Source organism: Kribbella sp. NPDC055071 (assembly GCF_053608045.1).
Genome location: NZ_JBSGUS010000001.1, coordinates 145,710 through 157,835 on the forward strand (window position 1 = coordinate 145,710; position 12,126 = coordinate 157,835).

Sequence of the window (12,126 nt, forward strand, 5' to 3'; positions counted from 1 at the left end):
CCCTGCAGCGAGCCCCTACAACGAGCGGAGGGCCCCGCCGTCGACGGCGATGATCGTCCCGGTCACGTAGGAGGCGGCGGGGGAGAGGATGAAGGCGGCGACCCGGCCGAACTCCTCGGGGTCGCCGTACCGGCGGAGCGGGATCGTCTTCTCGGACGCGCGCCGCGCCGCGTCCGGGTCGCCGCCCTTGGAGTCGAGCTCGCGCAGGCGGTCGGTGGCGATCCGGCCGGGCAGCAGCCCGTTCACCCGGGTGCCGTTCGGGCCGAGCTCGTCGGCGAGGGTCTTGGCGACCATCGCCAGGCCGGGGCGCAGACCGTTCGAGATGGCGAGGCCGGCGATCGGCGACTTCACCGAGGACGAGAGGACGAAGGCGATCGACGTACCCTCCGCGCCGGCCCGGGCGACCGAGCGCGCGATCCGCAAGCCGCCGAGGAACACGCTGTCGAACGCGGCCCGCCAGTCGTCCTCGTCGGTGTCGAGGGCGGTGCCCGGTCGCGGGCCGCCGACGCTGATCAGGGCGCCGTGCAACGCACCCCACTTGGCGATCGCGGTCGCGGCCAGCCGCTCGGCGCTCTCGGGATCGGCGTTGTCGACGGGGATGCCGACCACGTTCGCACCGAGCTCGTTCGCGGCGCGCGTGATCGATTCCTGGCTGCGGCTGGAGATGACGAGGCGCGCGCCTTCGGCGGCAAGGGCTTTCGCCGTGGCGAAGCCGAGCCCGGCGCTGGCGCCGGTGACGATGTAGGTGCGATCGCGCAGTCCTAGGTCCACGCCACCCATCCTGCCTCACCACACTCCGGACCGCATCTCGACAGTTCGTAGCCGAAGGCAAGAACCCGCCGACCCGCATCGTTGCGTGAGGCAACAGGAATCAGTCCGGCGCTCCGGCGTGCGCTTCCGGTCGGGATCCCGCTTCGGCCGCCGTAGTGGATCCTGGGTCAGCTCCCTGACCGGCTTTCGGGTCGTATTTCGGGGGCTTGTCGTCGCGGGCCTGCTGCCGGGAGAAGTAGACCAGGCCACCGAGCGCGAGCAGTGCGAAGAAGAACCACTGCAGCGCGTAGAAGAAGTGTGGCCCGTCGTCGATCTCCGGCCCGGGGAACGTGCCGAACGACGCATCGTTGGCCGGATCCTGCTTGTCCAGCATCAGGTATCCGTCGTACAGGTTCAGCCCGAGGACCTTGGCGAAGTCGGGTCCGTTGATCAGGCGCGCCGTACCGTTGTCCGGCGTACCGCCGGTGGTGTTTCCACCCCGCTCGCTGCGTTGCAGCCGCCCGGTGACGGTCACCTGGCCGGTCGGCACGGCCGGGATGTTGAGCGGCGCCAGCTCAGCCCCTTGCCGAGCCAGGAAGCCACGGTCGACCAGCAGGGCCTTGCCGTCGGACAGAACCAGCGGCGTAACGATCTCGAACCCGGGCCGGTCGCTGACGTTGCGGTACCGCATCACGATCTGCTTGGAGGCGTCGAAGTGCCCGGTGACGACCGCGGTCCGCCAGGCGTGCTGGTCGCCGATCACGCCCTGCGGGCCGACGATCGCCTCGATCGGAGCCGGTGGTGCGGCCAGGTTCGACCTGGTGACCTCGTTGCGGGCCTTGCGTGCGTCCAGCCGGTGCAACTGCCATCGCCCGAGCTCGACGCAGACCCCGGCGAGCACGATGACCGCCAGCGCGGCGGCGATCCAGCGGACATTCAGGTAACGACCCACATCTCGAACTTAAGCCATGCCCCGAAACTGTCTGCGCCCGGCACGTACGCTGGAGCGATGACAGCGATCGAAGAGGTGACCCAGGTAGGCCTCGCGGACCGGTTCGGCCGGGTCGCCACGGACCTGCGCGTGTCCCTCACGGACCGTTGCAACCTTCGCTGCACGTACTGCATGCCCGAGGAGGGCCTCGACTGGCTGGCGAAGCCTGAGCTGCTGACCGATGACGAGGTCGTCCGGCTGGTGTCGATCGCGGTGACGCGCCTCGGCGTACGGGAGATCCGGTTCACCGGCGGCGAGCCGCTGCTGCGCCGCGGCCTGGTCGGGATCGTTGCCCGGACGACGGAGCTCGCACCACGCCCGGAGGTGTCGCTGACAACCAACGGGATCGGCCTGGCCCGGCAGGCCCAGGCGCTCAAGGACGCCGGTCTGGATCGGGTGAATGTGAGCCTGGACACGATTCGACCGGACACCTTTGTCCAACTCACCCGCCGGGACCGCCTGAAAGACGTCCTGGCCGGGCTCGACGCCGCACACACGGCCGGATTGACGCCCGTCAAGGTGAACGCCGTACTGATGCGCGGGGTGAATGACCGGCAAGCGCCCGAGTTGCTCGAGTATTGTCTCGAACGCGGCTACGAACTGCGTTTTATCGAGCAGATGCCGCTCGACGCTCAGCACGGGTGGAGCCGCGACACCATGATCACCGCCGACGAGATCCTCGAGCAGCTCGGCGATCGGTTCGGCCTGACGCCGGCCGACGCGGCGGCCCGGGGGAGTGCGCCCGCGGAGGAGTTCCTGGTCCGGGGCGGGCCGCAGACCGTGGGCATCATCGCGTCGGTCACCCGGCCGTTCTGCGGTGACTGCGACCGGGTCCGGTTGACCGCCGACGGACAGGTCCGCGACTGTCTCTTCGCCCGGACCGAATCCGACCTGCGGACGGCGTTGCGGGCGGGTGCCGACGACGACGAACTCGCGGACCGCTGGCGGCGCGCGCAGTGGCAGAAACTCCCCGGCCACGGCATCAACGACCCGAGCTTCCTGCAACCGACCCGGCCGATGTCCGCGATCGGTGGCTGACCGCCATACCGGCCCAATCCGGAAATGTGTTTTTTCGCTACGGATTGACGGCCGGCAACTCGGCGGCCGGGAACGGATTGACCGCTAGGAGAAAGGTTCGACCTCGCGCAGGAATGACCGGCGCGCCAGGAAGTCCGACAAGCTGTCCTTGTGCTCGTCGCACGCCAGCCACGTCTTGCGGCGCTCCGGGGTGTGGATCTTCGGGTTGTTCCACAACAGCGCCCAGGCGGCCGGTTTCCCGCATCCCCTGGCAGAGCAGGTCGACGGGAGCACCTCGTCGGTCATCCAGCGACTCCCTCATTGCATCCCGGCCCTGCCGCCGCGGTGATTCTGTCCATGAAGGCAATTGTCCCTGACCACTCAATAATCAAAAGAGTGGGGAAAATGAAGCGACGTCGGACAGCCACGGGGGGAGCCGTCCGACGCCGCATCAAGTCCCTGAATTTCACTGTGAACTTCAGAGCACGCGGGAGATTCTGACACGGATCCCGCCAAAGTTTCCAGTCCCGGCGAAGATCACTTTTCGGTGTCGGCCGGACCGCCTTGATTCGGGTCCTGATCAGAGGGTACGACGACCGTCGGGCCTGGCCCGATCGAGGTCCGACCGGGGGCGATGTAGGGGTCGGCCGGCGGGGTGCTCGAGGACCGATGGGCATTGGCCAGCACGACCGCGAAGTACGGCAGCGCGATCGCCCCGACGACGAACAGCCACCGCCACGGCGACGGGGTCACCACGGCCAGCACGAAGCAGACGATCCGGATCGACATCATCCACGCGTATTTGGCGATGCGGCTGTCCAGATCCTCGGATCGGCCCGGCTGTGCACTCGTCACCGAAATGACGGGCTCGCCGCTCCGCTCATGGCGCCTCGACATCTATCCTCCTCAACACAACCCACGGTACGCCGCGCCCGACGCCCAAGCGCAGCCAGGATGGAAAGGCACGTGTCATGACCGATCGCACGTATCGAGTGACAGAGATCGTCGGGACCTCGAAGGACGGCGTCGACGCCGCGATCACCAACGCGATCGCCCGGGCCGGCGAGACACTGCGGCACCTGGACTGGTTCGAGGTGACGCAGGTGCGGGGTCATATCGTCGACAACCAGATCGACCACTACCAGGTCGGTCTCAAGGTCGGCTTCCGCCTCGAGGACTCCTGAATCCGCTGATTCCAGACCCCTCATCCGTGGGTACGGCCCCTCGGATGGGGGTGGCGTGGGCGCCGCGATAGCGTTCGTTCGACTCGTGACGTGAGGAGAGCTTGTGAGTAGGTCTGTGTTGGTGACCGGCGGCAACCGGGGGATCGGGCTGTCGATCGCGACGGCGTTCCGGGAGGCCGGTGACCAGGTCGCGGTCACGTATCGCAGTGGCGAACCGCCGGAGGGTTTCCTCGGCGTCAAGTGCGACATCACCGACCAGGAGCAGGTCGACGCCGCGTTCGAGACGATCCAGGATCAGCACGGTCCGGTCGAGGTGCTGGTGGCCAACGCCGGGATCACCCGGGACACGTTGCTGCTGCGGATGTCCGACGAGGACTGGGACTCCGTCATCGACACCAACCTGACCGGGTCCTTCCGGGTCGCCCGCCGGGCCGCGAAGGGGATGCTGCGGCTGCGCAAGGGCCGCATCGTCTTCATCTCGTCCGTGGTCGGCGTGATGGGCTCGCCCGGTCAGGTCAATTACGCCGCCAGTAAGTCCGGCATGATCGGGATGGCCCGGTCGATCGCCCGCGAGCTCGGCAGCCGTGGCATCACCGCGAACGTCGTCGCCCCCGGTTTCATCGACACCGACATGACCGCGGTCCTGCCGGAGGAGACCCAGAAGCAGTACCTCAGCCAGATCCCGCTCGGCCGCTTCGGCCGGACCGAGGAGATCGCGCAGGCGGTCCGCTGGCTCGCCTCCGAGGAGGCCGGCTACATCACCGGTGCGGTGATCCCGGTCGACGGCGGCATCGGCATGGGCAACTAGGCCCCTACCCCTCGTACCTCCATCCAGAAAGGGCATGCCGGTGGGCATCCTCGACGGCAAACGCATCCTGGTCGCGGGCGTCACGCTCGACTCCTCGATCGGTTTCGCGACCGCCAAGGTGGCGCAGGAGCAGGGCGCCACCGTCCTGATCTCCAACTTCGGCCGCGCGCTCAGCATCACCAAACGGATCGCGAAACGCCTGCCGGTCGAGCCTCCGGTGCTGGAGCTCGACGTCACGAACGCCGAGCACCTGGCCGCGCTCCCCGACGCGATCCGGGAGCACGTGGACGGACTGGACGGCGTCGTCCACTCGATCGCCTACGGCAACCCCGAGACGATCCTCGGCGGCAAGTTCCTCGAGGGACCCTGGGAGGACGTGGCCCAGGCCGTCCAGGTTTCGGCGTACTCGCTGAAGTCTCTGGCCGTGACCTGCGCGCCGCTGATGACCCGCGGCGGCAGTGTCGTCGGCATGACCTTCGACGCGACCGTCGCCTGGCCCGGATACGACTGGATGGGTGTGGCCAAGGCCGCCCTGGAGTCCACGAGCCGGTACCTGGCCCGCGACCTGGGTGCCCAGGGCATCCGTTGCAACCTCGTCTCGGCCGGCCCGCTCAAGACCCTGGCCGCGAAGGCGATCCCGGGCTTCGAGAAGTTCGAGGAGCCGTGGCTGACCCGCGCGCCCCTGGGCTGGGATCCGTCCGACCTCGAGCCCACCGGCCGGACCATCGTCGGCCTGCTCAGCGACTTCTTCCCTTCGACCACCGGCGAGATCATCCACGTCGACGGCGGCTTCCACGCGATGGGGGCGTAGGTGCCAACCTCTTTGGTCGAGCTCCGGGTTCTCGACGGCGCCAACCTCTACTTCAGTCGTGCCGCGGTCAAGCTCACGCTCGACGTGTCGGCGCTCGTCGACGCACCGGCGCCGGCCGCGAAGGCGTACGGGCAGGCGATCGGTCTCGGGGCGACCCGGCCTGGGCGGATCGGCTCTGGGTTCCGGCAGCGGTTCGCGATCCGCGTCGTGGGTCACGTCGTCCGACGGATCGCCCGCGAGGCGGGCATCGGCCGGATCGGCGTGCGGGTTCGTCCGGAGTCCGACGTACGGCGTCTGGTGGTGGCGTTCCCGTGGGCCCACGAGGGCCGCGCGCGGGCGCTGGGTGCCGCGATCGTCGAGGTCCTCGACGCGTTCGGGGCCGATGACCTGACCGAGCTGATCACGACCGTCGGCGACCGGGTCCGCAACGAGCCACCCGGGAACCCACCGGCGACCCTGCGCCCGACCGTGCCGTTGGTGGCGGTGACCGGCACGAACGGCAAGACCACGACCTCGCGGATGATCGCGCACATCGGTCGCGCCGCCGGGCTGCACGTCGGTTGGTCCAGCACCGACGGCGTGTACTTCGACGGTGAACTGGTGAAGTACGGCGACTTCTCCGGGCCGAGTGGCGCCGCTCAGGTCCTCTCCCAGCCAGGGATCCAGCTAGCCGTCACCGAGACCGCTCGCGGCGGCATCCTCCGCCGCGGGGTCGGCGTGGTCTCCAACGACGTCTCCGTCGTCACGAACGTCACCGCCGACCACCTCGGCCTGGGCGGGATCGACACGGTCGACCAGCTGGCCGAGGTCAAGGCGGTCATCACCCACATCACCCGACCGCGGGGCTGGTGCGTCGTGAACGGCGACGACCCACGGACGTTCGCGATGCGGCTCGGTTCGCCCGCCAAGTGCTGGGTGTTCTCGCGCGAGCCCGATTCGCCGTCGATCCGGACCGTGCTGGACGAGGGTGGCCGGGCGACGACCGTACTGGACGGCTTCGTCACCGTGCTCGACCAGGCGAGCGACCCCGAGCCGTTGCTCAAAGTCGTCGACATCCCGATGACGTTGTCCGGCCTCTCGCACTACAACGTCGAGAACGCGCTGGCCGCGGCATCGGCCGCGCTGGGGCTCGGGCTGCCGCGGGCAGCGGTGATCGAAGGACTGAGCACGTTCGCGCCGAACGAGAACAACCCCGGCCGGATGAACATGTACTCGCTGCGCGACTTCACCGTTGTGATCGACCTCGCCCACAACGAGGCCGGGCTGGAGGCACTGCTCGAGATCATGAACGGCGTCCGCCCGCCGGAGGGTCGGTTGCTGCTGGCACTCGGTTCGCCGGGCGACCGCGCCGACGACATGGTCGCTGCGCTGGGCGCGATCGGCGCGCGGGCCACCGACCGGGTGATGATCGGCCACAAGACCGAGTACCTGCGCGGACGGCCGCCGGCTGAGCTCGAAGCGGTGTTCCGGGAAGGTGCTGCCTCGGTCGGTGTCGACGACGTACCGGCGTACCCGAGCGAGCTGGAGGCGGCGCAGGCGCTGGTCGCGGAGGCGAAGCCGGGGGACGTGGTCGCGGTGATGTCTCTGCAGGATCGGGCGAGTCTTGACGGCTGGTTGCGGTCCGAGGGAGCTACCGTCGACACACCGGAGATCTTGAAAGGCAAGGTCGAAAGAGCCCAGCACTAGCCCCGTCCGCCGTGGTTGGGGCGGGGAACGGGGTTGTGATGCGGTACTTGTGGTCGATTCCGTCCGCGGTGCTCGCCTGGTTCATCGGCGGGTTCGCGACGACGTACCTGAAGGGGCTGCCGGACGGCGCGACGCGGTTCGTCCCGCCGCGGATCGACCTGTTGGTGCTGGGCGGATTCGCCGGGGGAGTGCTGGCCGGGCTCCTGATCGCGCGCGTGCGGATCGCCGTACCGGTGGTCCTGATCGTTGCCGTGGGCATGTGGTGGCTCAGTGACAACGGATGGTCGGATCGATCGCTGCTGATCACGTTGCTGCTGGCAAGCGCCTTCGGTGCGCTGTTCGGTGCCTTGGGCACCAGAAACACGGTCGTCGCGGCGTTCGCACTCGCGCTGCCGATCGCCTGGTACGCCCTGCGTCCGTCGGAGCAGCTGACCGATTGGAAGTGGCTCTGGCAGTTGAACGGCCTGCTCGTCGCCATCGGCCTCGCCCTCCTCCTGTACGTCGCGTGCTGGGGGCGCGGCTGGCGATCGGCGTACTCCTGGATCCCCTTGATCGGCGTGTATCTGACGTCGTTCGGGATCGTCGACGCAGTCCAGGTGATCAGTCGCTCGACCGGTACGCCGATGGACGCCGTCGGCGACTCCGCCACCGAGGCCTTCTTCGAGTCCTACCAGCCGCTGCTGCGCGAGTACTGGCCGTGGCTCGTCGTCGCGGTCCTGATCGCGATCCCGATGGTCACGCTCAAACTCCGCGCCCTCCCACCGCCACCGCCCGCACCCGACCCGTACTCCGACAGGTCGAACGACGCCGTACTCTCCGACGACCTCGACTGGATCGACCAGGAGGAGCCGCGCCGCCGACTCCTCCCGCGCCGAGAGCCAATGACCGAGCCGGAGTAGCCCGGCCTCACTCCGCGTCGGCGGCCGCTTCCTCGTCCGGTTGGACGAAGTCGGGGTCGCCGCCCTCGTCGCCGGAGCGCGTGCCGGCCTGGGCCAGGTGTGAGACCGACTCGAGCTCGGTCAGCACTGTCTGGTGCTGATCGACGCACAGGATGACCAGATCGCCTGGGTTGGACCGCGACAGCGCATGTCGTACGGCGGTCAGCTCGTCCAGCACGATGTCGACCTGGCGGCAGCGGGCGCCGCTCTCCATCGCGGACCGGACGCCCTCCACCACCAGCCCGGCGGACTCGCCGCGCTTGCGGCCACGCAGCCGCGCGTCCTCGCGGACGATCACCACGTCGAAGTGGTGCGCGGCGACCTCACCCAGCTCGCGGATGTCGTCGTCGCGCCGGTCGCCCGCGGTCGCGATCACGCCGATCCGCGACGGCCGCCCGAGCTCCGACGAGGCGCTCAGGCTCTCGCCGAGCTTGTCGACGAAGTCGCCGAGCATCCGCATCGCGGGCGCGTTGTGGCAGTAGTCGACGATGACCGTCCGGCCGTCCACGTCGATCTCGTTCAACCGGCCGGGGGACAGGTAGTACGACGTGCTGAAGGTCCGCAGCCCCTGCCGGATGTCGTGCAGCGGCGCCCCGGCCGCGAACGCCGCCGCCGCGGCGGCCATCGAGTTCTGCACGTTCATCATCGCGCGCCCGCCGAAGGTTGCCGGTAGCAAGTGTGTCCACGCCAGCTGCATCGACCGCCGGCCGTGCTTCACCACGATCATGTCGCCGAGCTCCGACCGTTCGAGCACCACGGCCCGGCCGCCGCGCCGGCAGTGGCCCTCGATGTATTCGCGCACCTCGCTGCCCGGCTCGGCCATGCTGAACCACACGACCTGCCCGGAACACCGTCGCCGCATCTTGCGGACCAGCGGGTCGTCGGCGTTCAGTACGGCGTACCCGGTCCGCGGCACGGCCTCGACCAGAACCGCCTTCACGTCCGCGAGCTGCTCGAGCGTGTCCACGCCACGCAGACCCAGGTGATCCGGCTGGACATTCAGGACGACGGCGACGTCGTTCCGCTCGTATCCGAGTCCTTCGCGCAAGATGCCGCCACGCGCCACCTCGAAGACCGCGAAGTCGACGCGTGGGTTCTGCAACACCATTCGCGCGGACTTCGGGCCGGACGCGTCGGACCGGATCACCAGCCGCTCGTCGATCACGATGCCGTCGGTCGACGTCATCCCGACCTTGCGGCCGATGCCCTTGAAAACATGGCCGATCATCCGTGCGGTCGTGGTCTTGCCGTTCGTCCCGGTCACCGCGACGATCGGGATCCGGCTGGTCGCGCCGGGCGGGAACAGCATGTCCACCACGGGTTTCGCGATGTACTGCGGTTCGCCGATCGTGGGGTTCGTGTGCATCCGGAACCCGGGCGCCGCGTTCACCTCGCAGATCGCGCCGCCGGTCTCGCGGACCGGCTCGGTGATGTCGGGGCAGATGAAGTCGATCCCGGCGATGTCGAGCCCGATCATCCGGGCCGCCTCCTCGGCGATCTCGACGTTCTCCGGATGGGCCTCGAAGGTGCGGTCGATGGAGATGCCGCCGGTGGACATGTTGCCGGTCAGCGTGAGCTTCACCATCACGTCTTCGGGCGGTACCTCGTCCAGCTCGAAACCCTGGCTGCGGACGAGGTCCCGGGCGGCGGCGTTCACGGTGATCCTGGTCAGGATCTTCTCGTGGCCGACGCCGCGCCGCGGGTCGGCGTTGGTGATGTCGACGAGCTCGGCGACGGTGTGGATGCCGTCACCGACGACGTGCGCGGGCACGCGCTCGGCGATCGCCTCCATCCGGCCGTTGATGATGAGGCAGCGGTAGTCCTTGCCGGTGACGAAGTTCTCCACGATCACCCACCCGCGGCGGGACTGCTCGGTCGCGATCGGGAAGGCAGCCCGCAACTCGTCGGCGTCCTGGAGGTTCAGGCAGACGCCGCGGCCGTGGTTGCCGTCGAGCGGCTTGCACACGACCGGATAGCCGATCTTGGCCGCGACGACAACGGCGTCCTCGACCGTACGCACGGACTCCGAGCGCGGCACCGGGAGACCGGCCGAGGCGAGCAGACGGGTGGTCAGGTCCTTGTCGCTCGCGACGTCGACCGCGATCGAACCGGTCTCGGACGTCATCGTGGCCCGGATCCGCTTGGCGTGCACGCCCTGGCCGAGCTGGACCAGGCTCGCCTTGTTCAGCCGGATCCACGGGATGTCGCGCGAAACGGCTTCGTCCACGATCGCCTGCGTCGACGGACCGAACGCAGTCCGCTCGGCCTGCTTGATGAACTTCTCCAGCTCGGTGGTGAAGTCGAACTCGGGATCCGGCTGGACCAGGTGATTCACGAACCGTACGGCGAGCTCACCCGCCGCGAGCCCGACGGCCTCGTCGGCGTACGCGTAGGTGATGTTGTAGTGGCCGGGCGATCCCTTGACCTGCCGGGTCTTGCCGCGGCGCATGTCGTGGCCGGCCTCCTGCTGGAGCTGCAGCGCGACGTGCTCGGCGATGTGACCGAGCCAGGTGCCCTCGTGCAGGCGCTCGATGAAGCCGCCGCGGCGACCGCGCGAGCAGTGGTGCTGATCCAGGCGCGGGAGGTACTCGAGCAGCTTCTCGGTGAACCCGGGGATCGTGTTCGACGGAAAGTTCTCCAGTGACCCGAGATCGACGACCAGATGGATCGCCGGTTCGTAACTCCACACGTTCGGCCCGCGATACACGCGGGTCTCGATGATCTTCAGGTCAGGGGCGGGGGCACCGAGGGTCGGTACCGCGGTCTCGGTCATGTGGATCCATTGTCTGTCGGCACGCTGTCGGGGTGGCTGAGTTCGGCGCCGGCCGTGATCGGCTCGGTCGCCTCCGGTCTGGACTCACCCGCTGCCGCGGCCGTCTTCTTGGACTTCGTCGCCGTGCGCTTCCCGGCTCGGCGCTTGCGGTCGGCGTAGTACTTCGGTGACACGCCTTCGGCGGCGATCTCCTTGGCCAGCTTCCGCAGGTCTGCCTCGGCCGCCTCCATCTGGGCGATCTCGGTGGCCGGCGGCTGCTTGCCGTACGACAGCAGCACTCGGGCCTGCAGATCGAACGTCGACGTCGCGGGCAGCACATGCAGGACGACGCCGGACGCGAGGATGGGCTCCGACCGGCCGGCGTAGTGCGCGTTCGAGGTCAACTGGCTGCCGTCGAAGATCGTCACCGCGCCACGGCCGACGACCTCCAGGTGGGTCCCGCGGAAGACGGCCGCGGTGTCCTCGTCGATGCCGATGCCGAGCAGGCCGGGAGACTGGGCGACCAGGGACAGCAGCCGGCCGTACCGGTTCCGCTGGGCGAAATGCTGGTCGACGATCGCGCCCTGGACCAGGCCGAGACCGCCGGCGAGCTGACTCATCCGCTGCCGCGGGGTCGCGCCGGACCGGCCGAACGCGATCATGTGCTCGGCCAGGATGCTCGCGCCGGCCGACGTACCGCCGACCGCGGCACCGCGCGCGTGAGCTGCGGTGACCGCCTTCCCGAATGCCGTCCCGGTGACCACCCCGGCCAGCTTGAGCTGGTTGCCGCCGGTCATAAAGATCCCGGTCGCGTCGTTCAGCGGGTCGAGGAAGGCCGGGTCGTCGGCGTCCTCCCGGTTCTCCGGGCGGACGCCGACCACGCTCGCGGCACCCAGCGCGGCGAAGAGCGCGCGGTACACGTCGATGACGTCGGGCCCGAGCGCGGATGCGGTCGGCACGACCACGATCCGCGCCTTGGCCCCACCCGCGGCTTCGACGAACTCCTGCAGCACTGTCCGCTTCTTCAGCTTGTCCTCGGCGCCGCCGATCGCGAACAGCGCCCCAGCCGCACCCCGCACTTCTTCTGACATACCCGAACAATAGGTGGTCACCCCCCCAACCCCCGACCGCGCGCCCACCCATCCCCACCCATCCCCACCCATCCCCTCCCGCCTCTCACGCGTGCGCG

Annotated in this window: 12 protein-coding genes; 6 read left to right on the top strand and 6 right to left on the bottom strand. The window is 69.0% G+C overall.

What is annotated here, in order from left to right:
- Window positions 1-15: 15 nt before the first annotated feature.
- Both ACWF4Z_RS00710 and ACWF4Z_RS00715 read right to left on the bottom strand, forming a co-directional pair.
- On the bottom strand, window positions 16-780 hold the full coding sequence (locus ACWF4Z_RS00710) for an SDR family oxidoreductase (RefSeq protein ID WP_452240788.1): 765 nt from the start codon (window positions 778-780) through the stop codon (window positions 16-18).
- 91 nt (window positions 781-871) lie between these two features.
- A complete protein-coding gene (locus ACWF4Z_RS00715; protein WP_452240789.1) occupies window positions 872-1,702 on the bottom strand; it encodes an SURF1 family cytochrome oxidase biogenesis protein in 831 nt (276 codons plus the stop codon).
- A 57-nt stretch (window positions 1,703-1,759) separates the two neighbouring features.
- Here ACWF4Z_RS00715 and moaA point away from each other — a divergent pair, with 57 nt between their 5' ends.
- Window positions 1,760-2,779, top strand: a complete 1,020-nt coding sequence (gene moaA / locus ACWF4Z_RS00720) for a GTP 3',8-cyclase MoaA (protein WP_452240790.1) — start codon at window positions 1,760-1,762, stop codon at window positions 2,777-2,779.
- 84 nt (window positions 2,780-2,863) lie between these two features.
- Here moaA and ACWF4Z_RS00725 read toward each other — a convergent pair whose 3' ends face one another.
- Both ACWF4Z_RS00725 and ACWF4Z_RS00730 read right to left on the bottom strand, forming a co-directional pair.
- The gene (locus ACWF4Z_RS00725; protein ID WP_452240791.1) at window positions 2,864-3,064 is read right to left on the bottom strand and encodes a hypothetical protein; all 201 of its coding nucleotides are present in this window, start codon (window positions 3,062-3,064) and stop codon (window positions 2,864-2,866) included.
- 231 nt (window positions 3,065-3,295) lie between these two features.
- Window positions 3,296-3,655, bottom strand: a complete 360-nt coding sequence (locus ACWF4Z_RS00730; protein WP_452240792.1) for a DUF3099 domain-containing protein — start codon at window positions 3,653-3,655, stop codon at window positions 3,296-3,298.
- Between the two features lie 74 nt (window positions 3,656-3,729).
- Here ACWF4Z_RS00730 and ACWF4Z_RS00735 point away from each other — a divergent pair, with 74 nt between their 5' ends.
- The 5 genes from ACWF4Z_RS00735 to ACWF4Z_RS00755 all read left to right on the top strand — a co-directional run bounded on the left by ACWF4Z_RS00735 (window position 3,730) and on the right by ACWF4Z_RS00755 (window position 8,146).
- Window positions 3,730-3,942 (top strand): dodecin, encoded by a 213-nt coding sequence (locus ACWF4Z_RS00735; RefSeq protein ID WP_452240793.1) that lies wholly within the window; start codon window positions 3,730-3,732, stop codon window positions 3,940-3,942.
- A gap of 103 nt (window positions 3,943-4,045) precedes the next feature.
- Complete coding sequence (fabG, locus tag ACWF4Z_RS00740; RefSeq protein WP_452240794.1) at window positions 4,046-4,750, top strand: 3-oxoacyl-[acyl-carrier-protein] reductase; 705 nt, start codon at window positions 4,046-4,048, stop codon at window positions 4,748-4,750.
- A gap of 34 nt (window positions 4,751-4,784) precedes the next feature.
- The gene (gene fabI / locus ACWF4Z_RS00745) at window positions 4,785-5,561 is read left to right on the top strand and encodes an enoyl-ACP reductase FabI (RefSeq protein ID WP_452240795.1); all 777 of its coding nucleotides are present in this window, start codon (window positions 4,785-4,787) and stop codon (window positions 5,559-5,561) included.
- On the top strand, window positions 5,562-7,247 hold the full coding sequence (locus ACWF4Z_RS00750) for a Mur ligase family protein (RefSeq protein ID WP_452240796.1): 1,686 nt from the start codon (window positions 5,562-5,564) through the stop codon (window positions 7,245-7,247).
- Between the two features lie 38 nt (window positions 7,248-7,285).
- A complete protein-coding gene (locus ACWF4Z_RS00755; protein ID WP_452241300.1) occupies window positions 7,286-8,146 on the top strand; it encodes a hypothetical protein in 861 nt (286 codons plus the stop codon).
- Between the two features lie 7 nt (window positions 8,147-8,153).
- On the opposite strand, the gene cphA is transcribed toward ACWF4Z_RS00755, so the two are convergent.
- Both cphA and ACWF4Z_RS00765 read right to left on the bottom strand, forming a co-directional pair.
- Entirely contained in the window at window positions 8,154-10,958 is a 2,805-nt protein-coding gene (cphA, locus tag ACWF4Z_RS00760; RefSeq protein ID WP_452240797.1) for a cyanophycin synthetase, read from the bottom strand.
- Window positions 10,955-12,028, bottom strand: coding sequence for a cyanophycinase (locus ACWF4Z_RS00765; RefSeq protein WP_452240798.1), 1,074 nt, complete (start codon window positions 12,026-12,028; stop codon window positions 10,955-10,957). Before ACWF4Z_RS00765 ends, cphA begins: the two co-directional genes overlap by 4 nt.
- Window positions 12,029-12,126: the final 98 nt, after the last annotated feature.

Bases quoted from the DNA above. Each gene is read 5' to 3' on its own strand.
- ACWF4Z_RS00730 (WP_452240792.1), bottom strand. From the start codon at position 3,655: ATGTCGAGGCGCCATGAGCGGAGCGGCGAGCCCGTCATTTCGGTGACG.
- ACWF4Z_RS00755 (WP_452241300.1), top strand. From the start codon at position 7,286: ATGCGGTACTTGTGGTCGATTCCGTCCGCGGTGCTCGCCTGGTTCATC.
- moaA (WP_452240790.1), top strand. From the start codon at position 1,760: ATGACAGCGATCGAAGAGGTGACCCAGGTAGGCCTCGCGGACCGGTTC.
- cphA (WP_452240797.1), bottom strand. From the start codon at position 10,958: ATGACCGAGACCGCGGTACCGACCCTCGGTGCCCCCGCCCCTGACCTG.
- ACWF4Z_RS00710 (WP_452240788.1), bottom strand. From the start codon at position 780: ATGGGTGGCGTGGACCTAGGACTGCGCGATCGCACCTACATCGTCACC.
- ACWF4Z_RS00725 (WP_452240791.1), bottom strand. From the start codon at position 3,064: ATGACCGACGAGGTGCTCCCGTCGACCTGCTCTGCCAGGGGATGCGGG.
- ACWF4Z_RS00735 (WP_452240793.1), top strand. From the start codon at position 3,730: ATGACCGATCGCACGTATCGAGTGACAGAGATCGTCGGGACCTCGAAG.
- ACWF4Z_RS00765 (WP_452240798.1), bottom strand. From the start codon at position 12,028: ATGTCAGAAGAAGTGCGGGGTGCGGCTGGGGCGCTGTTCGCGATCGGC.
- fabI (WP_452240795.1), top strand. From the start codon at position 4,785: ATGCCGGTGGGCATCCTCGACGGCAAACGCATCCTGGTCGCGGGCGTC.